A 24616-nucleotide genomic window follows, 5' to 3' on the forward strand; every position below is an offset into this window, starting at 1 on the left:
AACCTGGAGCGCGCTCCAGGTCAAGCACTACCATCTCGCGACATGAGCGGTTACGCCCCCTCGGAGGCCGCCCGCCGCAGCGGCTTCAGTCTGGACACACTGCGGTACTACGAGAAGATCGGCCTGCTCGCGGACGTGGAGCGCACGGCGGGCGGGCAGCGGGTCTTCACCGACGACGACCTCGGCTGGCTGGTGCTGTTCCGCTGCCTGCGCGACACCGGGATGCCGATCGCGCAGATGCGCCGCTACGCGCAACTGGCCCGCGACGGCGAGCACACCACCGACGAGCGGCACGAGTTGCTGTGCCACCACGCGGCGCAGGTCGAGGAGCAGATGCGCCTGCTCCAGCGCCAGTACGACCACCTCCGGGAGAAGATCCGCTTCTACGAGCGACCATCCGGCACCGCATCGGGGTCGGAGGCCGGCTAGAGGGATCCGGGCGCGGTCAGGCCGAGCAGCTCCTCGGTCGTTCCGGTTCGACCGGTGAGCGCGTTCAGGGCGGTGACCAGCCGCTTCTCCTCGTAGCGGAAGTGCGACTCCAGCAGGGCGGCCAACCCGCCCAGCTCGGCGCGCACCTGGGCGACGGGCACCGCCGCGTCGCCGCCCAGCAGTGCCTCGACCCGTTCCAGGATCCCCGCCACCACCTCGTGATCGGTGATCAGGTTGTCGATGACCGGGCGTAGCTCGGGGGCCTCCTCGGCCAGCAGCCGGAACGCGCCCGCGTCCTCACCGGTGTGGTGTCGACCGAGCGCGGCGCAGAAGGTGAGGCAGTGCGCCCGCAGGTCCCGGGACGGGGTGTCGAGGCTTGCCTGTAACCGGGCCAACTCCGCGCTGAGCCAGAGGTGGATCTCGATCATCTGATTGCCGACGGCGGCGAGCCGGCCGGCCGGTGAACCGGTTGGGTGCACGTTTCGTCCCATGCTGTCCCCGCGCCTCCATGCCCACGGCGGCCTTCGGGCCGGGTGCACTGCGACGCTGCGCGGAGCCTATCTCGAACCGGTCACGGCGTGGTCGGCTCGTCGGTCTCCCGGACGTCGTGCCAGCGCGCCCGCCAGGCGGCCTCGTGGGCCTCGTGGGAGGTGCGCTCCTGAAAGACGGCGGCCCGCAGGGCGTGCCGGGATTGCGACATCACCATCACCTCCACGGCCACCAGCGCCACGCAGATCACTGTCGCGAGGGTGAGCGCGCCCAGCGCCGGCAGGTGCTGGCCGACCGGAAGGGCCGCCGTGAGCACCACGATGACGCCGACGCGGGTCCAGCTGACGGTGCGCAGGGTGCGTAACTGGAAGAGCAGATTGACGGCGAAATAGCAGATCAACCCGCCGAAGAGCATCGGCACCGCCGGCCCCTCGACAGTCTCGGTGATCCCGCCGGCCGGGTCGGTGATCTTGTGCAGGACCTCCTCGTTGCCGATCGAGAACAGGATCACCCCGGCGATCATCGGCAGGTAGAGGTACGCGTACGCGTCGCGAGCCATCGCCACCCGTGGGGCGCCCTCCGCCGCGTGCAGGGCGATCCGGGCGGCCGGCCCGATGAAGTCGAAGTGCGCCCACCAGAGGGCGGCGGTGACCACGATGCCGAGCGCGGCGGCGGCCACCGCCGGCCAGGTGACCGGCTTGCCCAGCAGGTTGCCGCCGACGCCCGTCGAGATGATCGACTCACCCAGCGCGATGATCAGGATGAGGTCGTAGCGCTCCGTCCAGTGCTCGGCGCTTGTCACCCCCCAGCCCCAGGTCCCCACGATGAAGCCGGTGGCGTACTGCACCACCACCACTGTGATCCACAGCCCGTCGCGGACCAGGGCAGCCCGGTCGGGGTCGGCGATCTGCGGCGGGATGAGCGCGGCGGCCAGCAGCAGCACGATGCTCACCGCCAGCTCCGGCGCGAACCGCCGCAGTTGCCGCCGCTCCTGCGGGCTGTCCTTCACCACATGCTGATAGAGGATCATGTGGACGGCCCGGACCACGACATAGCTGATGGCCACCAGCATCGGGCCGGCGGCGCTCCCCTTCGGGTCGTTGAACGCCTGAGGCAGCGCCAACGCGAACGCGAACAGGGCGACCATCGCGATCACCATGAGCACCGGGACGTAGCCCTCGCCGAGCCGGACACGGGTGGCGACCAGGCTGTGCACCACCCAGATCCACCAGAGCACGGCGAGCACCAGGCCGGCGTGCAGCAGCTGCCGGCCGGAGATGTTCGCGGCGGTGGCCCGGGTGATGATGAAGAACGAGAAGACGAAGACCAGGTCGAAGAAGACCTCGAACTTGTCCACCCGGGCGCCCGGGGCGATCGGGACGGCCGGTCCCAGCTGTCCACCCCGCCGGTAGCCGCCCACGATCCCACTCTGGCAGCGTCCGGGCTGGTCGGAGGCCGAACGGCGATGGCGACGGGGTCCGGCGTTACCTCCGGCCCGGTCGGGGAAACACCGGGGCCACGGCCTCCCGCAGCGGGCCGGTCGGTCAGCCCACCCCGGACAAGGATGGACAATGACGACCAACAACCCGATCACCACTTCGTTCGCCCATCACTCCACCGCCATGGACGTGATCCGGGGCGTGGACCTCGTCGGGCGGCGGGCGATCGTCACCGGCGGCTCCTCCGGGATCGGCGTCGAGACCGCCCGCGCCCTGGCCAGCGCCGGCGCGGAAATCACACTGGCCGTCCGCAACCCGGACGCGGGCCAGCAGGCCGCCAACGACATCACCGCCACCACCGGCAACGACCGCGTCCTGGTCGCCCCGCTCGACCTCGCCGACCAGGGTTCGGTCGCCGACTTCGTGGCCAACTGGGACGGCCCGCTGCACATCCTGGTCAACAACGCCGGCATCATGGCCGCACCCCTGTCCCGCACCCCGCAGGGCTGGGAGATGCAGTTCGCCACCAACCACCTGGGGCACTTCGCGCTCGCCACCGGGCTGCGCCCGGCACTCGCCGCCGCCGAAGGGGCCAGGATCGTCTCGGTCAGCTCCGCCGCCCACCTGCGCTCGCCTGTGGTCTTCGAGGACATCCAGTACGACAAGCGGGAGTACGAGCCGTGGCAGGCGTACGGGCAGTCCAAGACGGCCAACGTGCTGTTCGCCGTGGAGGCCACCCGCCGCTGGGCCGACGACGGCATCCTCACCAACTCACTGATGCCCGGCGCGATCCGGACCAACCTCCAGCGTTACGTGAGCGAGGAGGACCTGGCCCGGCTGCGTACGGGCAACGCGGCGGCCTGGAAGACCGTCGAGCAGGGTGCCGCCACCTCCGTGCTGGTCGCCGCCTCGCCGCTGCTCGACGGCGTGGGCGGGCGCTACTTCGAGGACTGTCAGCAGGCCGCCCCCGCCCAGCCCGGTGGGCGGACGGGTGTCGCCGACTACGCGCTGGACCCGGAGGCCGCCGAGCGGCTCTGGCAGGTGTCGACCGCGCTGCTCAAGAGCTGAGGAACGCAAACGAGAGGGCGCCCCGGTCGACGACCGGGGCGCCCTCTCGGCGTTGCGGGTGGATCAGGCCAGACCCAGCTCCGAATCGAAGTTGCCGGCCTCCAGCCGCTCCTTGACCGCGCTCAGGAAGCGAGCGGCGTCGGCGCCGTCGATCAGGCGGTGGTCATAGGACATGGCCAGGTAGACCATCGACCGGACCGCGACGACCTCGCCCAGGTCCGGGTCGTTGACCACGACCGGCCGCTTCACCACGGCGCCCGTGCCGAGCATCGCCGACTGCGGCGTCGGCACGATCGGAGTGTCGAAGAGCGCGCCCCGGCTGCCCGTATTGGTCAGCGTGAAGGTCGCCCCGGCCAGCTCGTCCGGGCTGATCTTGTTGGTCCGGGTCCGCTCGGCGAGGTCGGCGACCCGCTTGGCGATGCCACCGAGGTTGAGGTCACCGGCGTTGTGGATGACCGGCACCACGAGGCCCCGCTCGGTGTCCACGGCGATGCCGAGGTGCTCCGCAGCCGGGTAGGTGATCGTGCCGCCGTCAAGGTCCAGCTGGGCGTTGACGATCGGGTACGTCTGCAGCGCCTCGACGGCCGCGAGGGCAAAGAACGGCAGGAAGGAGAGCTTCACACCGTGCCGCTGCACGAAGGAGTCCTTCGCCTGCGCCCGGAGCTTGGCGATCCGGGTGACGTCCACCTCGACCACCGTGGTGAGCTGCGCCATTTCGTGCAGCGACTCGTGCATCCGCTTGGCGATGGCCTTGCGGATCCGGGGGAGCTTCTCGGTGGTGCCCCGCTTGCCACTCGGCTGCGGCTTCGCGGCCGGCTTGGCCTGGGGCGCGGCGGCGGCGGGAGCGGCAGCCGGAGCCGGAGCGGCCTTGGCGGCCTTCGCCTTCTCGGCGGCCTCCAGCACGTCCTGCTTGCGGATCCGACCACCCACGCCGGTGCCGTTGAGCGCGGCAAGGTCGACGCCGTGCTCACTGGCCAGCTTGCGCACCAGCGGGGTCACGTACCCGGCGGCCTCCTCGCCGGCACCCGGCGCCGGAGCGGACGGGCGTGCCGGCGCCGAGGTCGACGCGGCGGGCTGCGCGGCCTGCTCGGTCTTCGCCGGCTGCGCCGAGCTCTCGGTCTCCGCGGCGGGCTCGTTGTACGACATGCCGGGGGTCGGCTCCTCGACCTTCGGCTCCGGCTTCGGCTCGGCCTTCGGCGCCGGCTTGGCCTCCGCCTTCGGCTCGGGCTTCGGCTCGGGCTGCGCCTGGGCGGGGGCCCCGCCGGCAACGCCGATGATCGCCAGGTCGGCGCCGACCGCGGCGGTCTCGTCCTCGGCGACCTTGATCTCCAGTACGGTGCCGGCGACCGGCGACGGGATCTCGGTGTCCACCTTGTCGGTGGAGACCTCCAGCAGCGGCTCGTCGACCTCGATGGTCTCGCCGACCTGCTTCAGCCAGCGCGTGACAGTACCCTCGGTGACGCTCTCGCCCAGGGCGGGCATCTTCACCGCGGTGCCCTCGCCCGACGAGGCGGCGGCCGGAGCCGGCGCCTCGGCCGGGGCCTCGTCCTGGGCCACCTCGTCGGCGCTGCCCTCGGCGGCGGCCGTCGGCTCGGCGGCCGGCTCGACCGACTCGGCCGGGGCCTGCTCCTGCGGGGCGGCCTCGCCACCGCCGGTCGACTCGCCCTCACCGGCGATGACGGCCAGCTCGCTGCCGACCTCGGCGGTCTCGTCCTCGCCGACCACGATCCGGCTCAGCACGCCGGCGGCGGGTGACGGGATCTCGGTGTCGACCTTGTCGGTGGAGACCTCGAGCAGGGGCTCGTCGACCTCGACCGTGTCGCCCTCCTGCTTGAGCCAGCGAGTGACGGTGCCCTCGGTGACGCTCTCGCCGAGCCGGGGCATGGTGACCGATACCGGCATTTTCTGAGACTCCTTCATTCCCCTGGTGGGATCTTCGCCCGTCGCCGGACGCCGCGGTTTTGGATGATCAGGCGTGCGCGTGCAGCGGCTTGCCGGCGAGGGCCAGGTGCGCCTCGCCCAGGGCCTCGTTCTGGGTCGGGTGGGCGTGCACGAGCTGGGCGACCTCCGCCGGGTAGGCCTCCCAGTTGTAGATGAGCTGCGCCTCACCGATCAGCTCACCCACCCGGGCGCCGATCATGTGTACGCCGACCACCGGGCCGTCCTCGACCCGGACCAGCTTCACGAAGCCGGTGGTCTTGAGGATCTGGCTCTTTCCGTTGCCACCCAGGTTGTAGTTGTACGTCTTGACCTTGTCGGCGCCGTACTGCTCCTTGGCCTTGGCCTCGGTGAGACCCACCGACGCCAGCTCCGGGTCACAGTAGGTGACGCGCGGGATGCCGACCTCGTCGATCACGGCCGGGGTCTGCCCGGCGATCTCCTCGGCCACGAAGATGCCCTGCTGGAAGCCGCGGTGCGCGAGCTGGAGGCCGGGCACGATGTCGCCGACCGCGTAGACGTTCGGCACGCTGGTGCGCAGCCGCTCGTCGGTCAGCACGTAGCCGCGGTCCATCTTGACGCCCTGCTCCTCGTACCCGAGGTTGGCGGTGTTCGGGCCGCGACCGACGGCGACGAGCAGCAGCTCCGCCTCGACGGTCTCGCCGCCGGAGATCGTGAGCTTGACGCCGCTCTCGGTCTTCTCGACCTTCTCGAACGGCTTGCCGACCTTGAAGTTGATCTTCCGCTTGCGGAACGCCCGCTCCAGCGCCTTGGACGACTCCTCGTCCTCGGCGGCGACCAGCCGGGGCAGCGCCTCGACGATCGTCACGTCCACGCCGAAGGACTTCCACACGCTGGCGAACTCGACGCCGATCACGCCGCCACCGAGCACGATCACCGACGACGGCACCCGGTCCATCGTGAGGGCGTGGTCGCTCGTGATGATCCGCTCGCCGTCGACCTCCAGGCCGGGCAGGCTCTTCGCGTACGAGCCGGAGGCCAGGACGATGTTGCGGCCGGTGTAACGCTTGCCGTCCACCTCGACCACGTTCTTGCCGACCAGCTTGCCGGCGCCCTCGACGATCGTGATGCCCTTGTTGCCCTTCAACATGCCCTGCAGGCCCTTGTACAGGCGGGCGATCACGCCGTCCTTGTACGAGTTGACCCCGGCCATGTCGATGCCGATCAGCTCGGCCTTCACGCCGAACTGCTCCGACTCGCGGGCCTGGTCGGCGATCTCGGCGGCGTGCAGCAGGGCCTTCGTCGGAATGCAGCCGTTGTGCAGGCAGGTGCCGCCGAGTTTGCCCTTCTCGACCAGCGCGACCTTCAGGCCCAGCTGGACGGCGCGCAGCGCGGTCGCGTAGCCGCCGCTGCCACCTCCGAGAATGACAATGTCGAAGGTCGCTTCGTTCGGCTCGCTCACGTCCAACTCCCAGGTCGCGTCGCTGCATCGGGGGTCACAGAGGTGTAACACGGACACACCCCACCTCGGTCATCTTGTCACCACTGGGCACAGGGTGCGTACCGAGGTGCCCAACGACACGTCATCGACACGTACCCTTGGCACCGTCGTCGATGACGCAACGTGGGGGAGAGATCCGGTGGGCTTGTTCCGGCGCCGCAAACAGGCGGCTGTGCCGAGCCATGACCGTGCCGCCAGTCGCGGCGATCTGGACCATTTGGAGAACTTCATCCGGAGTCGGCGCGGCGTCGAGGCGTACATCGAACCCCGTACGACGGTGACGGAGACCACCGTCATCCTGATCGCCGACGACGGGGAGTGGACCCGTCGCCGCATCGACGGCCCGGACGGGGCCCGGCGCTTCGCGCACCGGATGGGCATCCCGGTGTACGACGTCCGGCTGATGGGCTACCCACAGCGGATGCGCGACTTCAACGAGCGCCGCAAACGTCGCCCCGAGCGACACTGAGCAACGCGAAAGGGGCCCCCTGAGCAGGGGGCCCCTTTCGCATGTCCGTCAGCCGTTGGCGGCGACATCCTCGACGAGCTGCACCAGCGTGCGGACCGGAACGCCGGTGCCGCCCTTGGTCCAGTAGCCGGTCGGCTCGCCCGAGTGGTAGCCCGGCCCGGCGATGTCGATGTGCGCCCAGGCCACGTCGTCGGTCACGAACTCGCGCAGGAACACGCCGCCCTGCAGCATGTGACCGGCCCGGTCCATTCCGGCGTTGACCTGCGAGATGTCCGCCACATCCGACTCCATGCCCTTACGGACGTCGTCGGGCAGCGGCATCGGCCAGGCCGGCTCGCCGACGGCGTCGCCGGCCACCTTCACCCGGTCGCACAGCTGCGGGGTGCCCATCACGCCGGCCATCCGCTTGCCCAGCGAGATGACCTGGCCGCCGGTCAGGGTGGAGGTCTCGAACAGGTAGTCGGTGCCGTCCGCGCAGGCGCGGGCCATGGCGTCGCCCAGGATCATCCGGCCCTCGGCGTCGGTGTTGAGCACCTCGACCCGCTTGCCGTTGAACATGGTGATCACGTCACCCGGCCGGTAGCTGGTGCCCGACGGCATGTTCTCCGCCATCGGCAGGTACGCGCTGACCGCCACCGTCGGCTTCAGCGCGGCGATCGCCAGCATGGCCGCGCCCACAGCGGCGGCGCCCGCCATGTCGGACTTCATCTCCCACATGCCCTGCGCCGGCTTGATCGAGATGCCGCCGGTGTCGAAGGTGATGCCCTTGCCGACCAGCGCGACCCGCTTGCCGTTGCCGCCGTCCTGCGGCGTGTAGGTCAGCTTCACCAGCCGCGGCGGGGCCTCCGAGCCCTGCCCGACCGCGACGATGCCGCCGTACCCGCCGGCGGCCAGCGCCGCCTCGTCGAGCACCTCGACGCCCAGGCCCGCCTCGCGCGCCGCGCTGGCGACCGCGTCGGCGAACGACGGCGGACGCAGCTCGTTCGGCGCGGTGTTCACCCAGTCCCGGCTGAGCCGGACCGCGCCCGCCACCGCCTGCGCCCGGGCGACCTCCGCCTGGGCGCCCGCGTCGCCGGCGTCCGGCACCGCGATGAGCACCTCGGCCACCGGCTCCCGCCGGGTCGGCTGGGGGCGCGTCTTGTAACCGGCGAACCGGTACCCGCCGAGCAGCGCGCCCTCGGCGACCGCGCGCAGCTCGGCCGACGCGTCCGCGTCGTCCGGCAGCGGCAGGGCCAGCGCGACCCGGGGTGCGCCCGCCAGGGCCCGGATCGCCGTACCGGCGGCCCGGCGCAGCGTCTCCGGGGCCGGGGCGGCACCCGACGGCTCCGGGCCGAGCCCGACCGCGGTGACCAGCGGGGCGGTCACGGTGCCCAGCGTGGCCAGCTTGATGACCTCACCCGGCCCACCCGTCGCGCCGAGCAGCGCGAGGGTCTCGGTCAGCTTGCCGTCGAACGCGGCCGCGATGCTCTCGGCGCCGCTGGCGAGCAGCAGGGTGCCGGCGAGGCCGCTGGTGGCGCCCTGCTCTCCGGTCTGGCTGTGCACGCCGATCACGATCGCGTCGACGGCGAGCTCGGCCGGGTCGGTGTCGACCAGACTCAGGTTGGTGGTGCGGGGTGAAGTCACTGAAGCTACTCCGGGCGGGCCGGGCCGGTCGCGGCGTCGCGTACCGGCGGTGAAGGTCTCCGGCGGAACCTACCCGCCGGACGTCATGGCTGTCCCGCCGACAGCGCCAGCGGGCTCCCGCCGATGCTAACCAGCGACGTTGCCCCCGGTAAGTTGCCACCCATGACCGACGTGACCTCCGACGCCGCCGCGACCCGGCTGCGCCGTTCCCCGCTGCACGAGCGGCACACCGCCGCCGGAGCCAAGTTCGCCCCCTTCGGGGGCTGGGAGATGCCCCTGGAGTACGCCGGCGGCGGAGTGCTCAAGGAGCACACCGCGGTGCGTACGGCGGTCGGGGTCTTCGACGTGTCACACCTGGGCAAGGCCCGGGTGAGCGGTCCCGGCGCGGCCGACTTCGTCAACTCCTGCCTCAGCAACGACCTCGGCCGGATCGGCCCGGGCCGGGCGCAGTACACGCTCTGCTGCGACGACGCCACCGGCGGCGTGGTGGACGACATCATCGCCTACCTCTACGCCGACGACCACGTCTTCCTCATCCCGAACGCGGCGAACACCGCCGAGGTGGTGCGCCGGTTGCGCGCCGCCGCTCCCGCGCAGGTGACAGTCACCGACGAGCACGAGGCGTACGCGGTGCTGGCCGTGCAGGGCCCCCGCTCGGCCGAGTTGCTGGCCGCCCTGGACCTGCCCACCGAACACGGCTACATGAGCTTCTCCGCCGCGAGCCTGGCCGGGGTGGAGCTGACCGTCTGCCGTACCGGCTACACCGGTGAGCTGGGCTACGAGCTGGTGGTGCCGGCGGAGCACGCGGTCGCCGTCTGGGATGCGCTCTTCGCCGCCGACGCGGCGTTCGAGCTGCGCGCCTGCGGGCTGGCCGCCCGGGACACGCTGCGCACCGAGATGGGCTACCCGCTGCACGGGCAGGACCTCTCCCTGGACATCAGCCCGGTGCAGGCCCGCTCCGGCTGGGCGGTCGGCTGGGACAAGCCGGCCTTCTGGGGCCGCGACGCGCTGCTCGCCGAGAAGGCCGCCGGCCCCCGGCGTACGCTGCGCGGCCTGGTGGCCGTCGACCGGGCCATTCCCCGCCCCGGCATGACCCTGCACGTCGGCGACACCCAGGTGGGTGAGGTGACCAGCGGCACCTTCTCCCCGACCCGCAAGCAGGGCATCGCGCTGGCCCTCGTGAGCGCCGACGCCAACCTGACCGACGGCGACGAGGTCGAGATCGACATCCGAGGCCGCCGCGCCCCCCTGAAGCTGACCAAACCCCCCTTCGTAACCCCCTCGGTGAAGTAACCCCACCCCCACCCACCCCCGACCTACCCAGCGTTGATCATGAGGTTGACGGGCCGTTGAGAGATCCAATCCCCCGCTAAACCCATGATCAACCGGGGGTTGGGGTTGGGGTGGGGAGCGGGGGGTGGGGTTAGCGCGAGGGGGTTGGGGGTTCGCCCGAGTCCAGGACTGCTTGGGTCCAGCCGCCCTCAATGACGCCTGTGGCGTCCAGGACGGCCCAGTCGACCACGTCGGACGCCTCCACGACCACGGGGGCGCCGATGCGCACGCTCTGGTCGGTGTTGGCGTCGCTGGCGCTCACGCCGACGATGCGTTCCGCGGTCTCCCACGAGGTGACGCCCGCCCAGACGTACTCCGGGCCGTCGTCTCCGGGCAGGCCGTACTTCACCACCAGTTGCGACTCGGTGGGGAACTGGCCGGCGACGAACCGGGCCCGCGCGTCGTCCAGCGCGGCCCGGGCGGTGGCGACCGCACGGCTCATCGCGTCACCGGAGCGGGCGTAGCGCACGTCCGGCTGGATCCCGGAGAACAGGGTCGCGCAGGCGGCGGCGTAGTAGCGCCCGTCCGGGCCGGGGTGCCCGGCCGGCGGGCGCAGGCTGAGGAACGAGTCCGCCTCCGGGTCGGTCGCCGGGTCCAGTTCGAGGCGGAGCAGCACCGGGGCGGTGGCGCCGTGCTGCTCCGGGTTGCCGTACGCCACCGCGATGTCGTGCCCGGTGACAGTGGCCAGGACCGGGAGCTGCACGAACGCCGGCACCTCCTCGCCGGTGAGCCCGTCGGTCCAGTCCCGCAGCAGTCGGCGGGCCGCCCCGGTCATCACCGCACCCCAGGCGCGGGTGAGGTGGTCGGGCACCCCCTGGGTCTGCAACTCCAGCAGACCGAAGCGGCGCAGCCCCTTGGTGGTGAACCACAGGCCCTCGGTGTCCGAGGAGTACGGCACCAGCACCCAGTCGACAAGTCGGATGCGGCCCTGCTCGTCGGGGAGGGAGCGCAGCGCGGTCGCCGGGTCGAGGAACTGGAGGCCGAAGACGTCCACCACGTCGCTGTCGACGGATTCCGCCACGGCGGCCGCGACCGCCCGGGCGGCCCACTCGTGCGCGGGTGGCCAACCGGGCCGGTACTCGGCCTGTACGACCACCAGGTGCGTCGCCGCCGCCAGCCGGTCCAGTTGCTCCTTGGTGGCACCGAACGCGGTGAGCAGGTCCGGTGGCAGCTCGGGGAACTCGGCGATCGGCCGGGTGTCGACGCTCATCAGCGGGCTGTCGAGCATCTGCCGGGCCAGCCCGTGCACCGGCTCGGCCAGCCGGCCGGTCAGGGCCGCCACCGCGGTCTTGGCACTGACCTTCGGTAGCCCCGCCATCGGCACCAGGTAGGTCGCGCTGAGCGACTCCGGCACCGGGACGGGCAGGAAGTCGTCCGTGATGAGCATTGTGGGATCCCCCGGTGGCCGCGCCGGTGTTGTCGAGCCGAACGCTACCCGGCCCGCCGGGCCCGGTTCAGCCGGACAGCACCAGACCCAGGTAGACCAGCGTGGTGACCACCTCGACGGTCGCGCCGAGGACGTCGCCGGTGATCCCGCCGAGGCGGCGTACCACGTGGTTGAGCAGCGGTAGCGCGACGGCGATCGCGGCGACGACGGCCAGCGGCCCCTGCCACGGACGGCCCGGCACCGCGGGCACCGCCAGCAGCACGACGGCGACCGCGCCGGCGGCAACTGCCACCGGGCCGACAGTGCCGGCGACCAGCGCGCCCAGCCCGTCGGGCCGGGCCGCCGGCACGCCCCGCCGGCAGGCCACTGTGACACCGAGCCGCCCGGCCGCTGTCGCCGCGACCACCGCCGCGAGGCACGCCGGCCAGGACCGACCGGCGAGGTCGGCGAGCGCCGCCGCCTGCACCAGGAGTACGACCACCAGGGCGACCACCCCGAACGGGCCGACGTCCGGCTTCTTCATGATCTCCAGGGCGGCCGCGCCTCGCCGGTACGAGCCGAGCGCGTCCACGGTGTCGGCCAGCCCGTCCAGGTGCAGGCCCCGGGTGAGCAGCGCGCCGACGCCGACTGTCACACCGGCCGCCACCAGCGGTGGGGCGAGCGCCCCGGTCAGCAGCAGCACACCGGCCAGCAGGGCGCCGAGCAGCGCGCCGACCACCGGGGCGAGGGCCATCGCCGTGCCGGCGACCGGGCGGTCGATGCGCCCGGCCCGCACCGGCAGCGTGGTGAACGTGGTGACCGCCAGCCGGGCTCCCGCGAGGAGCCGTGACTCAGCCGGCACGCCAGCCCGACGCCGGCTGCTCGTCCGCCCCGGTGCTGGCCGGGCCCGGCCCGGCCGGCTCCGGCTCGGCGAAGTCGGGCTCGGTCGAGTCGGGCTCGGTGAGATCCGGGTCGGCGTAGCTCGGGTCGGTGGACTCCGGCTCGTCGGCGGCCGGGTCGGTGTCGTCGGTGCCGGCCAGCGACGGGTGCACCGGCAGCGCGGCGGACAAACCCAGCACCGAGCGCAGCAGCGGCAGCGCGACCAGCGCGTTCGCGCCCTCGCCGAGATCCATCCGCAGGTCGAGCAGCGGGGTGAGGCCCAGCACGTCGGCGGCGAGCCGCACGGCCGGGTGCCCGCCGTGGTCGGCCAGCAGGCACCAGTGCCGGGCCTGCCCGGCCAGGTCACGGCTCACCATGCCGGCGGCCAACCCGACCGGCCCGTCGAGCAGCACCGGCACCCGGCGGGCGGTGGCGCCGAGCAGCACGCCGGTGGCCACCGCCACGTCGCCGCCGCCCAGCTCGGCGAGGATGTCCTTGGCGCCGCGCGACGAGCGTCGGGTGCGGTGCAGCGCGTCGCGTACCGCCGCGCAGCGGATCATCCACGCCGCGTCGTCGATCTCGCCGGAGTTGGTGATCACCCGGCCGAGCACGGCGGGCGGCTCCGCGCCCGCTGTCGCCGCGAGCACCGCCGCGGCCGCCGCCTCGGTGCCGGCGCCGCACGCCCCGAGCACCAGCAGCTGTACGCCGGCGTCGGCGGCCTGCTCGGCCAACCGCCAGCCGTAGCGCAGCGCGGACTCCACCTGCTCCGGCGCGAGGGCCGGCTGGTCCTCGATCGGCGCGGAGGCCGGAGCGTCCACCACCTGGAGACTCGCGCCGCTCTCGGCGGCCAGCCGTGCCAACGCGCCCTGACCGGCGCGGGCCTGCGCGGCGCGGCGCGCCGACTCACCGGCGACGGTGCCGGCCGCCGCCCCGCCGGCGTGGTCGCCGTGCAGCAGCAGCACCCGCACCGAGCCCCAGGCGGCGGGGGTCGGGGTGCCCTGGGTGGTGGCGGCGAAGCCCACCACCCGGTCCAGCACGCCCAGACCGGCACCCGGTACGTCCAGCGTGGCCAGCCGGTCGACCGCCTGCGGGCCGGCGTACTCGTCGGGCATCGGCAGCTCCATGCCGGGCTGGATGACCAGCCCGGTGGACACCATCGGCAGCGCCATCGTCGGCGCGGCCCACGGGTTGCCAGAATCCGTGGTCGGAGCGGCCGGCGGCGTGGGGGTCAGCACGTCGGGCAGCTGCACCTCGGGGGTGGGCTCGGTGTCGGCCAGGCTCGCCACGACCGGTGCGGCGGCGGCAGCCGTCGGCGCGGTCGCGGTGGCGGGAACGGACGGTACGGTCGCGGTGCCGACCGACTTGAGCCAGACCGGCTGACCGGCGACGACCAGTACGACCGCGTCGCAGGCGTCGGCGACCGCGCGGTTGGCCGCGCCCAACGCGTCGGTGAACGCCCGGCCCAGCGGGGTGGTCGGCACCAGTGACAGCCCCACCTCGGGGCTCACCAGCACCACGCGGGCGGCACACCCGCGGATCGCCTCGGCCAGCTCGGCGATGGTCGCCACGTCGTCGGCGGGCTGGTGGTCCGGGTCGAGCAGCACCGTCACCCAGCCGCCCAGGTCGTCGACCAGCACCATCTCGTTGGGCGCGGCGGACTCGAGCACGTCGGCCAGCCGGCGCGGGTCCTCGGTGGTCTCCTCGGTGGTCCAGCTGCCCGGCCGTCGGGCGCGGTGCGCCGCCAACCGGGTCGCCCACTCGGTGTCCTCCGGGTCGCCCTCGGGCGCGGTGGCGACGTAGCGGACCACCGGCGCGTCGGTGACCAGGGACTCGGCGAACTCGGACTTGCCGGACCGGATACCGCCGAGCACCAGGACCGTGTTCCACCCGTCTACGGACATGCCCGTACCTTAAGGCCGCCCGGGGTTGCGGTGCCTGCCGGCCCGTCGTTCAGTCGCAGTGCTCGAACCCGCTGCCGTAGCTGACCCCGCCGGTCGAGCCGCCCCACTTGACGCACGTCCCGGCGGCGGTGGCCCGCACCGGTCCGGCGTAGTAGTCGAAGGACCCGCTGTCGGTGCTGCGTGCCCGCCCCTGCACCTCCAGGTACGCCGAGGCGGCCGACTTCGCGCCGACCGCGGTGTCCTTGAGGGTCACCACGCAGTTGGTGCCGGTGCCCGAGTGGTACAGCAGGAAGACCCGGCCCTTGCGCTGCCCGTCCCCGCCGGTCAGCGTCGCCGAGTCGATCACCTGGTAGCCGCTGCCGCACGCCTGTGCGGCCGTGTACGGGTTGGGCCGGCTGGACGGGGTGCGGCTGGGCGTCGGTCGGCTGCTGGCCGTACCGGTCGGTGTGCTGCCCGGCGTCGTGGTGCTCGGGTCCGGCGCGTTGGTCGGCGCGTCGGTCTGCCCGCCGGAGACGGTCGGTGCGGCGGACGCGCTGCGGCTGGCGCCCGTGGTGCCGCTGGGGGTGGGGCCCGAGGTGCTCGCTTTTCCGTCGAGGAGCGCGCCGCCGTCCGGGGCCGCCGCCGACTCGCCGGCCAACGCGGGTGGACTGTCCGCCCCATCCGGCTCCCCGTCGGGTCGTAGGGCCGCCACGGCCACGGCGATCAGCGCCACGAGAGCGACCGCGCCGACCCCGACCAGCAGTTGCCGGCGCCGGCCGGAACCCTTCCGGAACACCTCCTCCCGGGTCGAGCCCGGCCCGGTCACCGGCGAGGCCGCGAAGCCCGCCGGCGTGGGCACAGCAGCGGCCCGGACCGGCGTGGGTGGCCCGGTCGGCGTCGGCCCGGCCGACGGCATCGGTGCGCCCGAGGGCGTCGGTGCCGCCGGCGCCGCGGGGCTCGCGACGGGCGGCGTGGCGGCCGGGGCGACCGGCACGGCCGAGGGCGTCCCGGAGGTGGGAGCGGCCAGAGCCCACGGTGGGCGGGCCGAGACCGGAATGCTCGCCAGTGTCGCGTCGCGGGCGTCGGCGGCGGCAGCGGCCAACTCGGCGGCGCTGCCGAACCGGTCCTCCGGACGCTTGGCCAGCGCGCGGCTCACCACGGCGGCGACCGCCGGTGGGGTGTTCGCCGGCAGGGCCGCCGGGTCCTCCTGGGCGTGCCGCAGCGCCACCGCGAGGGGGTTGTCACCGTGGAAGGGCGGCTGCCCGGCAAGGCAGAAGTACGCCACCGCGCCGAGCGCGTAGATGTCGGTGGCGGCCGAGACCGGCTGCCCGGTGGCCTGCTCGGGAGACATGTACGAGGCGGTGCCGAGCACCATGTTCGCGGCGGTGAGCCCCGCCATGTTGCGGGACCGGGCGATGCCGAAGTCGACGAGCACCACACTGCCGTCGGCCTTGACCAGCAGGTTGCCCGGCTTCACGTCCCGGTGCACGATGCCGGCGAGGTGGGCGGTGTGCAGCGCGTCGGCGGCCTGGGCCAGCACCGACATGGTGGTGGCCGGATCCAGCCGCCCCACCGCGCGTACCCGGGCGGACAGCGGCTCGCCGTCGACGTACTCCATCACCAGGTAGTCGACCTGGCTGCCGTCGTCGAGCGCGGCCTGCCCCACGTCGTGCACCGGGACCACGCCGGGGTGTCGCAGCGCGGCCAGCATTCGCGCCTCGGCCCGGAAGCGGGCGGTGAACTCCGGATCGGCGACCAGCGACGGCAGCAGCACCTTTACGGCGACCTCGCGTTCCAGCAGCACGTCAGTGCCGCGCCAGACCGCGCCCATCCCGCCCGTCGCCACCCGCTCGCCCAGCCGGTATCGGTCGCCGAGCAGCACTCCCCGTGTCAGCACCGAGCCACCGTACCGGCCGGCGTCGATCGGATTGATCCACCCCGTGGGCCCCGCCGGGGCGAGCGAGCGGCCGTTGCGCGCCGGGCCGACTACGCTGGCGAGGGTTCGTCCCACGGGGACTTCAGCGGCGAGGGGAGACGCGGCATGGCGTGGAGCTGGCGGTACGAGGGCACGGACGGCCAGACGGTCGAGGGACCGGCGGAGTCGTTCGGCAGCCAGGCCGACGCCGAATCCTGGATCGGTCAGACCTGGCGGGAGCTCGCGGCGTCCGGCGTCACCTCGGTCGCGCTCGTGGAGGACGACCGGGTGGAGTACCGGATGAGCCTGCTGCCCACGGCCGAGTGATGGCCTACGACCGCCCGGGCGGTGACGGGCTGGTCCTCGGCGTGCCCAAGGCGGCGTTCCGGCCCAGCCCGGTCTTCCTCGGCCTGGTCGCGCTCTTCGCGGTCAGTGGGGTGCTGACCTGGAACGGGTACGGCAGTGTCCGGTTCAACGTGTTCCTCTTCGTGGTGTCCGGCTGGCTGGTGTCGCTCTGCCTGCACGAGTACGCCCACGCGGTGGTGGCCTACCGGGCCGGCGACCGGGACATCGCCCATCGTGGTTACCTGACGCTCAACCCGTTGAAATACACACACCCGTTGCTGTCGATAGTGCTGCCGGTGGTGGTGGTGCTGCTCGGCGGCATCGGCCTGCCGGGTGGCGCGGTCTGGGTGGACCGGCACGCCATCCCGGGTCGACTGCGGCACACCCTGGTCAGCCTCGCCGGCCCGGCGACAAACGTGCTGTTCACGCTGGTGTTGGTGGCGGCGGTGCGGCTCGGCACCCAGTCGGATGGTCCGGTGGAGTTCTGGGCCGGGGTGGCGCTGCTCGCCTTCCTCCAGCTCACCGCCAGTGTGCTGAACCTGCTACCGGTGCCCGGCCTGGACGGCGGCAACATGATCCAGCCGTGGCTCAACCCGCAGTGGCGCAAGATGTACGACCTGTTCGCGCCGTACGGCTTCATCCTGCTCTTCGCGCTGCTGTGGAACCCGCGCATCGGCGGCTGGTTCTTCGACGGGGTCTTCGCTGTCGGTGACCTGCTCGGTCTGCCGTCGTGGCTCTACGCCACCGGCCTGGAGCTGATCCGCTTCTGGCGGTGACCGGCGACCGGGCGGAGTCGATCTGACCCGGCGACCGGGCGGAGTCGATCTGACCCGGCGACCGGGCGGTGCTGACCTGACCCGGCCCGGTCGGCGCGAGGGTTTCGCGTCGGCCGGGCCGGAACGGCGTCAGGGACGCTGCGCGGGGGACTCGGTCTTCGCCGGGTCCCGCTCGACGATCGGCTCGACGATGTCGTCGATCGCCTTGAGCAGATCGGCGTCGAGCTTCACCCCGGCCGCCTTCACGTTGTCGTGCACCTGCTCGGGGCGGGACGCGCCGATGATCGCCGACGAGACGTTCGGGTTCTGCAGCACCCACGCCACGGCGAGCTGGGCCATGCTGAGCCCGGCCTGCTCGGCGAGGGGCTTGAGCTGCTGGACCCGGGTCAGCACGTCGTCGTTCATGAACCGGGAGATGTAGCCCTTACCCGACTTCTCGTCGGTGGCGCGGGAACCGGCCGGTGGCGGCTGACCCGGCAGGTACTTGCCGGAGAGCACGCCCTGCGCCATCGGCGACCAGACGATCTGCCCGATGCCCAGTTCCTCGCTGGCCGGCACGACCTCGGTCTCGATGACCCGCCAGAGCAGCGAGTACTGCGGCTGGTTGGAGATCAGCGGGATGTGCAGCTCCCGGGCGAGCGGGTGGGCGGCGCGCAGCTCGGCGGCGGTCCACTCGGAGACGCCGATGTAGTGCGCCTTGCCGGAGTGCACGACGTCGGCGAACGCCTCCATCGTCTCTTCCAGCGGGGTGCTGTGGTCGTAGCGGTGGGCCTGGTAGAGGTCCACGTAGTCGGTGCGCAGTCGGCGCAGCGAGCCGTTGATCGACTCCATGATGTGCTTGCGGGACAGGCCACGGTTGTTGCGGGTGGGCCCGGTCGGCCAGTAGACCTTGGTGAAGATCTCCAGGCCCTCGCGGCGCTCGTTCTGCAGCGCCCGGCCGAGCACGTCCTCGGCCTGGGTGCCGGCGTACGCGTCGGCGGTGTCGAAGGTCGTGATGCCTGCGTCGAGGGCGGCCCGGACGCAGGCGAACGCCGCGTCCTCCTCGACCTGCGAACCGTGGGTGATCCAGTTGCCGTACGAGATCTCGCTGACCATCAGGCCGGAACGGCCCAGGTGTCGGAATTCCATGTACCGACCCTAGCTCCAGTGGATCAACACTGACGACCGGCGACTCAGAGCACCGGGTTGGCGTCGGTGAGTAGCCGGTCGATCTCCTCCAGCACCTCGGCGCGATCGCGGTGCACCGGATCGATGAGCGGCACGCCGCGCCGGTCCAGCGCGCCCCACCGCCCGTTGTCGCTCTCGACCAGGAACGCCACCGGGTGGATGACCAGCATCGGGTGCGCCGGCGGGACCAGCACCGTGCCGGTGCGGTCCACCACGCCCCGCCGTCCCGCGACGTCGACCACGGCGAGCCCCTCGTCGGTGAAACCGTCGATCTGCCGGCCGTCGGCCAACTCGGTGACGAAGCCGTGGTAGCGGGTGGGCACGATGACCCGACCGGTCCGGTCGACAGCCCCCCACCCCTCGCGCCGCACCGCGGCCAGCCCACGCCGGAACGGTCGTACCTCGGCGAAGTTGGGCGCGACCTGCACCGCCCCGGTCGCGTCGATCGCCGTCCAACCACCCTCGCCGACCACCCAGGCCAGGCCGTCGCTGAACGGCTGCGCGGCCCGGAAGGACGGAGGGATCACCGTCGTACCGAGCAGGTTGATCAGCGACCAGCGGTCGGTGTCCGGCCGGCGGACCCAGGCCAACCCGTCGTGGAAGGGCTGCGCCTCGGCGTACCGGGCGGGCACGACCATGTCGCCGTCCTGGCTGGTGTAACCCCACAGCTGCCCGTCCCGGTCCGGCAACGGGGGTCGGTCCCGGTCGAGCACCTCGTCCCGACTCCGGGGGTACGCCCCGAAGCCGTCCGCCTCGGCCCGGACGGTGACCGCGTCGAGGGCGACCCGGACCCGCTCCAGCAGTTCGGCGTCGCCCGCGCCGCGCAGGTCGAGCGCCTTCTCGAAGTGTTCGCAGGCCTCCATGAGTCGCCCCTGGTCGTAACACGACCGCCCGGCGTGCTCGTGCAGCGCGGCCCGCAGCCGGTCGGGCAACTCGACCGAGTTGGCCTGGGCGAAGAGCTGGTCGGCCTCGGCGAAGTCACCGCGCCACCGCAGCACGTGGGCCAGCCGGGCCTGGGCCAGCGACGTCCGGCGCAGCTCGCCGGTGGCTTCGGCGTAGGTGAGGGCGAGCCGACCGTCGGCCAGGGCGTCGTCCAGGTCGCCGAGAATCCGCGAGGCCACCGCGCGCAGGCTGAGCAGCCGGGCCCGGGCACGGTTGTCGACCGCCGAGCCCAACTTCTCGGTCAGCCGCCGCCGGATGGCCCGCAGGTCGTCCGGCTCCGTCAGTTCCTCGCGCAGGGTGACCGGGTCCAACCGCCACCGGTACGCGGCCAACACCTGCTCCGGGTCGCCCGGGTCGGCCAGCGACGGGCGGGTCACCACCGGCGGTGCGTCGTCGGGTGGCGCGGACACCGGCTCGTTCTCCCTGTCCGAGCCGCTCCTCGGGCCGGGTACGGCGGGGGGCCCGGACGTCGGCACCACCGACGCCGGCGGCCCGGAGACGGGCGTCGCGGCGGGCGGTGGTGTCGAGGCCGGTGGCGCGGTCATGGGCGCGGCGGCTGGCGGCGCGGAGACGGGCGCTGCTGCGGGCGCCGGCGGCGCGGAGACCGGTGCTCCGGAGTACGGCTGCGCCGGCGCGGAGACGGGCGCTACGGAGTACGGCTGCGCCGAGGCGGGTGGTGCGGACACCGGGGCTGCGGTCGGCGCTGGCGGCGCTGAGGCGGGTGCTGCGGTGGATACGGGTGCCGCGGAGACGGGGGCTGCGGTGGGTGCTGGTGGCGCGGACACGGGTGGCGCGGTGGGTGCTGGTGGCGCCGAGATGGGCGCTGTCGCGGACGCTGGTGGCGCGGACACGGGTGCCGCGGGCGGAGCCGATACCGGCGGTGCCGGAGGAGCGGAGACCGGCGGTGCCGGAGGAGCGGAGACCGGCGTGACCGACACGGGCGGTGCGGAGACCGGCGTGACCCAGGCGGGCGGTGCGGAGACCGGCGTGCTCGCTTCGTCCGCAGCCGTGACGTGCTGCGCCGCGTCGCTTCGCCACTCGTCGACTCGCTGCCCATCCGCCGGGCTGGCGCTCGGATCGTCGGTCGCGTCCGTCGGCTCGTCGGGTGGCGCGAGTTCGTCCGTCGGGTAGTGCTCGACCGGATCGGTGTCCTCGCTGGGCGAAGCGGCGAAGGGCTTCTGGTCGGCCTCGCCCTCGGCGTCGAGGTCGGCTTCGGTCCGCTGGTGGGGCGTCGCGGCGACGGGTGCGCCGGAGACGGGCTGGTCGCCGTCCAGCGCTCCCGTGTCGAAAGCGGGCTGAGGGTCGTCGTCCAGGTCGTCCGCCCAGAGCGGCGGGGCACCGGAGACCGGGTGGGCGGGCGGCGCAGAGACCGGGTCGAATGCGTCGTCTGATGTCGACCCACTGGCGTGCTCGTCGGCCACGTCGAGGTGGGTGCCGGCCGACGTCTGCGCGTCCGGTGCGACCGGTGTCGCGGAGAGGTCGCGGTCGTCGGCCGCCGACTCGTCGTCGACCGGGTCGAACGACCCTTGATCCGTCTCCGGCTCGACCTGGTCGGATTCGGCGGGCTGAGCGGGGCTGAACCACGCTTCCGGCCCGCGGGTGCCCGGGACGTCGTCCGGCTCGTGAACGGGCGCCACCGGCTCTTCCGAGGGCGGCGGGGGTACGTAGCGGCGCGGCGTACCGGGGGCTGGCGGAAGCACCGGCGCGACCTCCGCCGCCGGTGGCTGCGAGGCCGCCAGAGTCGGAGCCGGAGCCGGAACCGCGGGCGTCGGGTCGGCCGGGGTCGGGTCGGGGCGGGTCGCCGGTGGCGGCGGTGCCTGCCAGGTGGGTGGCGGGGCCATCGACGGGCGTGTGTCCGCCGTCGGGGCCAGTCGCTCCGGCGGGTACGGGCGCTGCGCGGCCGGTCGCTCGGGCGCGGCCGGGCGATCGGCGGGGTGCGGCCGCTCCGCCGTGGGCGAGCGGTCCGGGGAGGTCGGGCGGCGTTCGGTCGGTGGGGTGCCGGCGAGCGGGTCGCCGACCTGACGGCGGTCCGAGCCCGGCTCCTCGCCGCGCCGCTGGTCCGCCGGACGGTCCCTGGTGTCCGGGCCGGGGTAACGCGGCGGCGGGGCGGGATGCGCGCCGGATGCCGGCGGCGGTTCGGCCAGCGGCCGGCGTCCCGATGCTGGCGGGGCATCCGAACGCTCGTCGGCGCCGGGAGGGTCCACCGGCGCGGGCAGGTACTCCAACCGCAGGCGCGCGGCGGGTGGCCCCGAGACGGGCCGGTCGGAGGCGGGAGAGACCGGAACGGCCGACACCGGGCGGTCCCGACCGGTCGCGGCGGGGGAGACGGGGACGGCCGACACCGGTCGGTCCCAGCCGCGGCTGGCGGGGGAGTCGGGTGCTGGCGACACCGGTCGTTCCGGGGAGGCCGGGGCGGCCGACACCGGTCGGTCCCAAGCGGGCGAGACGGGTGCTGGCGACACCGGTCGTTCCGGGGCGGCCGGGGCGGCTGATACCGGTCGGTCCCAAGCGGGCGAGACGGGTGCTGGCGACACCGGTCGCTCCGGGGAGACCGGCATGGCACGGCCGGAGGCGGGCGGTGCCGTCGCGGCCGGGCGTACCTGTCGCTCGTCGTACCGCGCCGGAGAAGCCGCCGGGCGCTCGTCAGGCCGGGACGGCGTGGCCGCCGGCCGGTCGGGCCGGGCGGCCGGCCGCGACGCGATGCCCGGCTCGGCGCTGCGGTACGGGTCGGGGCCGCGGTGCGGATCGGGGCCGCGGTGCGGGTCCGCGGTGCGGTGCGGGTCGGGGCTGCCGTGTGGGTCGGTGCGGTGGCCGGGCTCCCGGGTGCGGTCCTGGCGCACCGGACCCGGTGCTGGCCAGGGCAGACTGCCATCCGACCGTTGGCCCGGCTGTGGCCGGGGCTCGCGGTACGCGTCCTCACGAGGCGCGTCCTCGCGGTACCCGTTGTCGCGGTAGGTGTCCGGGCGGGCCTGCTCGCGGGGTCGCCGGTCCGGGTACGCCTCGGCGCGGGCCGCCGCCTCACGGGGCTGCTGCCGGTGCGGGTCGGTGTCGGGCCGCCGCCGGTCGTCGTCGAGGCGCGGCTGATCGGGCAGGTCCGGCTCGGGGCGACGCCGCCGTCCACCGTTGGGTGAGGGCGCCGCGCCGATCCCCTCGTCCGCGCGGTAGCGCGGCTCCGGGCGGCGCAGGTCGTCGGCGGCCCGGTCCGGGTACCCGTCGGCGCGGTATCGCGTGCGGCCGTCCACTGGTGCCCACGGGTCGACCGCGTCGGCCATGCGGCCGTCACTGTCGCGGGTGGGGCGGACGCCGTACCCGTCGCCCGGGTGCCGTTCGTGGCCAGCGGCCGGTCGTTCCGGTGTGCCGCGCCGACGTGGTGTGTCGTCCGGCTCGGGCACCCAGCCGGGTTCGGGTCGGGGCGCGGGGGAGACCGGCGGAGAGCCCCGGTAACCCCGATCCCGCTCGGTGGGCTCCTGCCGGGGACGGCGGCTGTCGTACCGCTCGGGGTTGGGCTGGTCCCGGTGCCAGGCGGCTTCCCGCGCGGGCCCCCGCTCGTCGGCGGGGCGTCGGTCGGACCAGGCGGTACGTCGGTCCGACTCGGGCGAGCGGCGGTCGTCGCGGCGGGGTGGCTCGGGCAGCGGACGACGGTACGGCTCGTGGTCGTAGTGGCGGGAGTCGGCGTTGTCGGGCCGGCCGTAGGCGGAGGTGTCGGCCGAGCGCTCGTCGTCGCGGAGTCGGCCGTAGGCCGATGCCTCGCCCGGCTCGTCGTCCACCCAGGAACGGCCGTGGGATGCCTGTTCCGCAGGTGGTTCGTCGGACCAGGACCGGCCGAGGTAGGTGCCGTCCGGGCGGGTGGGCGCCAGCGGCGGTACCTCGGCGCGACCGGACACCGTCGCGCGGCCGCGCGGTGGCGGCTGATGCGGCATGCCGATGTCGCCCGCGTAACGCTGGCCGGGGAACTGGGGGTGCCACTCGGTGGTCGGCTCGACCACCCAGGACGGTTCGTTCGGGTCTGACCACCGGTCGGTGTAGCGGCCGTTCATCCGTCGAGCCCGTCGCCACACCCGGCCGCTGGGCCGATTCTCGCCGGGGGTGAGCTGTCCGCAGCCGCCGTCGGGTGACCGCTGGGCGTCCGGTCGCCGCCTGCCACGCCCCGGTGGCCGGCTCGCGTCCGCTCGCTCACGCGTTGTCACCTCGTTGCAAATTGTCGCGCTGGGGCCGCACGTGCCGGTCAGATCGCTGCTCCGGCAGGCCGTGGCTGCGGATGGAGGGTAACGGCGTGGGCTCGCTCACCGCCACTGTGGTGCCGCCCACCGGCGCAAACGTTATCCCATTGGTTTCGGACATTTGGTCCTATAAGCGAATCTGACCTCCGACCATACCGCACTCGAAGACCACCCGGCCGCGGCGGGATCGCCGTCCTCGTTCAGGGATGTTCCATGATGAGGACGGCGAACGTACCGGGAGCGAGCGCCTCGTAACGGTGCGGGGCGTCGCCGGGGAACGTGGCGTAGTCGCCGGGTTCGAGTTCGACAGGTGCCGCCTCGGGCCCCACCCGCAGCCGGCCGGCAGCGACCACCACGTGCTCGATACTGCGCGGGGTGTGTCCCTGCCCGGCTCGGATCGCGCCCGGCTCCAGCCTGATCAGGTAGACGTCCCGGCGCAGGTGCGCCGCACCGGCGCTGAGCAGAGTTCCGCTGAAGTCGGCCTGCTCCGAGCGGACGTGCGGCCCGTCTCCGGCCCGGATGACCTGCACGCCGTCGTCGACGGGCTCCACCAGCCGACTGAACGGCACACCGAGTGCGACGCCCAGCGCCCAGAGCGTCTCCACGCTCGGGTTTCCCGTGCCCGACTCCAGTTGGGACAGGGTGGACTTCGCCACCCCCGCCCGGCGGGCCAGCTCGGTCAGCGAGATGCCGACCCGTTCCCGCTCCCGGCGCAGGGCGGCGGCGATGGTGGCCAGGGGGGCAGCCGGTTCCGAAGGCATGCCTTCGCTCCATTGGTCACACGTTCGGTCTGTCGAACAACGACCCGTTCAGCATGAGGAACGCACGACAAGATCCGCGCAGTTACGGCGAAACTGCTGCCTCTGAGATGCCTGAG

At 73.5% G+C, this 24616-nt stretch carries 18 protein-coding genes; 6 read left to right on the forward strand and 12 right to left on the reverse strand.

What is annotated here, in order from left to right; translation table 11 throughout:
* Positions 1-42: 42 nt before the first annotated feature.
* Positions 43-429 (forward strand): MerR family transcriptional regulator, encoded by a 387-nt coding sequence (locus OG598_RS01780; protein ID WP_328652755.1) that lies wholly within the window; start codon positions 43-45, stop codon positions 427-429.
* On the opposite strand, the gene OG598_RS01785 is transcribed toward OG598_RS01780, so the two are convergent.
* Together OG598_RS01785 and OG598_RS01790 are read right to left on the reverse strand one after the other, a co-directional pair.
* Positions 426-920, reverse strand: coding sequence for a hemerythrin domain-containing protein (locus tag OG598_RS01785; RefSeq protein ID WP_328652756.1), 495 nt, complete (start codon positions 918-920; stop codon positions 426-428). The genes OG598_RS01780 and OG598_RS01785 overlap by 4 nt on opposite strands.
* Before the next feature lie 80 nt (positions 921-1000).
* On the reverse strand, positions 1001-2338 hold the full coding sequence (locus tag OG598_RS01790; RefSeq protein WP_328652757.1) for a low temperature requirement protein A: 1338 nt from the start codon (positions 2336-2338) through the stop codon (positions 1001-1003).
* A gap of 202 nt (positions 2339-2540) precedes the next feature.
* Here OG598_RS01790 and OG598_RS01795 point away from each other — a divergent pair, with 202 nt between their 5' ends.
* Positions 2541-3425: an SDR family NAD(P)-dependent oxidoreductase gene (locus OG598_RS01795; protein ID WP_442931488.1), complete on the forward strand. Its 885-nt coding sequence runs from the start codon at positions 2541-2543 to the stop codon at positions 3423-3425.
* 63 nt (positions 3426-3488) lie between these two features.
* On the opposite strand, the gene sucB is transcribed toward OG598_RS01795, so the two are convergent.
* Together sucB and lpdA are read right to left on the reverse strand one after the other, a co-directional pair.
* A complete protein-coding gene (gene sucB / locus OG598_RS01800) occupies positions 3489-5327 on the reverse strand; it encodes a 2-oxoglutarate dehydrogenase, E2 component, dihydrolipoamide succinyltransferase (protein ID WP_328652759.1) in 1839 nt (612 codons plus the stop codon).
* 67 nt (positions 5328-5394) lie between these two features.
* Entirely contained in the window at positions 5395-6786 is a 1392-nt protein-coding gene (gene lpdA / locus OG598_RS01805; protein ID WP_328652760.1) for a dihydrolipoyl dehydrogenase, read from the reverse strand.
* Between the two features lie 178 nt (positions 6787-6964).
* Here lpdA and OG598_RS01810 point away from each other — a divergent pair, with 178 nt between their 5' ends.
* The gene (locus OG598_RS01810; RefSeq protein WP_328652761.1) at positions 6965-7294 is read left to right on the forward strand and encodes a hypothetical protein; all 330 of its coding nucleotides are present in this window, start codon (positions 6965-6967) and stop codon (positions 7292-7294) included.
* Positions 7295-7342: 48 nt separating this feature from the next.
* On the opposite strand, the gene OG598_RS01815 is transcribed toward OG598_RS01810, so the two are convergent.
* On the reverse strand, positions 7343-8917 hold the full coding sequence (locus OG598_RS01815; RefSeq protein ID WP_328652762.1) for a leucyl aminopeptidase: 1575 nt from the start codon (positions 8915-8917) through the stop codon (positions 7343-7345).
* Between the two features lie 162 nt (positions 8918-9079).
* Between OG598_RS01815 and gcvT the strand changes: the two genes are divergently transcribed.
* A complete protein-coding gene (gene gcvT / locus OG598_RS01820) occupies positions 9080-10210 on the forward strand; it encodes a glycine cleavage system aminomethyltransferase GcvT (protein WP_328652763.1) in 1131 nt (376 codons plus the stop codon).
* A gap of 130 nt (positions 10211-10340) precedes the next feature.
* Here the strand turns inward: gcvT and OG598_RS01825 are convergent, their stop codons facing one another.
* The 4 genes from OG598_RS01825 to OG598_RS01840 all read right to left on the reverse strand — a co-directional run bounded on the left by OG598_RS01825 (position 10341) and on the right by OG598_RS01840 (position 16271).
* Positions 10341-11636, reverse strand: coding sequence for a DUF2314 domain-containing protein (locus OG598_RS01825; RefSeq protein WP_328652764.1), 1296 nt, complete (start codon positions 11634-11636; stop codon positions 10341-10343).
* A gap of 67 nt (positions 11637-11703) precedes the next feature.
* A complete protein-coding gene (locus OG598_RS01830; RefSeq protein ID WP_328652765.1) occupies positions 11704-12477 on the reverse strand; it encodes an adenosylcobinamide-GDP ribazoletransferase in 774 nt (257 codons plus the stop codon).
* The gene (gene cobU, locus OG598_RS01835; RefSeq protein ID WP_328652766.1) at positions 12467-14395 is read right to left on the reverse strand and encodes a bifunctional adenosylcobinamide kinase/adenosylcobinamide-phosphate guanylyltransferase; all 1929 of its coding nucleotides are present in this window, start codon (positions 14393-14395) and stop codon (positions 12467-12469) included. Before cobU ends, OG598_RS01830 begins: the two co-directional genes overlap by 11 nt.
* 49 nt (positions 14396-14444) lie before the next feature.
* Positions 14445-16271 (reverse strand): serine/threonine-protein kinase, encoded by a 1827-nt coding sequence (locus OG598_RS01840; protein WP_328652767.1) that lies wholly within the window; start codon positions 16269-16271, stop codon positions 14445-14447.
* 144 nt (positions 16272-16415) lie between these two features.
* Between OG598_RS01840 and OG598_RS01845 the strand changes: the two genes are divergently transcribed.
* Together OG598_RS01845 and OG598_RS01850 are read left to right on the forward strand one after the other, a co-directional pair.
* Positions 16416-16616: a hypothetical protein gene (locus OG598_RS01845; protein WP_030337978.1), complete on the forward strand. Its 201-nt coding sequence runs from the start codon at positions 16416-16418 to the stop codon at positions 16614-16616.
* Positions 16616-17410: a site-2 protease family protein gene (locus OG598_RS01850; RefSeq protein WP_328652768.1), complete on the forward strand. Its 795-nt coding sequence runs from the start codon at positions 16616-16618 to the stop codon at positions 17408-17410. Before OG598_RS01845 ends, OG598_RS01850 begins: the two co-directional genes overlap by 1 nt.
* 129 nt (positions 17411-17539) lie before the next feature.
* Here OG598_RS01850 and OG598_RS01855 read toward each other — a convergent pair whose 3' ends face one another.
* From OG598_RS01855 to OG598_RS01865, 3 genes are all read right to left on the reverse strand, one after another.
* Complete coding sequence (locus tag OG598_RS01855; protein WP_328652769.1) at positions 17540-18538, reverse strand: aldo/keto reductase family protein; 999 nt, start codon at positions 18536-18538, stop codon at positions 17540-17542.
* A 44-nt stretch (positions 18539-18582) separates the two neighbouring features.
* Positions 18583-23556 (reverse strand): WG repeat-containing protein, encoded by a 4974-nt coding sequence (locus OG598_RS01860; protein ID WP_328652770.1) that lies wholly within the window; start codon positions 23554-23556, stop codon positions 18583-18585.
* 383 nt (positions 23557-23939) lie between these two features.
* A complete protein-coding gene (locus tag OG598_RS01865; protein ID WP_328652771.1) occupies positions 23940-24500 on the reverse strand; it encodes a helix-turn-helix domain-containing protein in 561 nt (186 codons plus the stop codon).
* Between the last annotated feature and the right edge of the window lie 116 nt (positions 24501-24616).

This window comes from Micromonospora sp. NBC_00330, from assembly GCF_036136635.1.
GTDB lineage: Bacteria > Actinomycetota > Actinomycetes > Mycobacteriales > Micromonosporaceae > Micromonospora > Micromonospora salmantinae.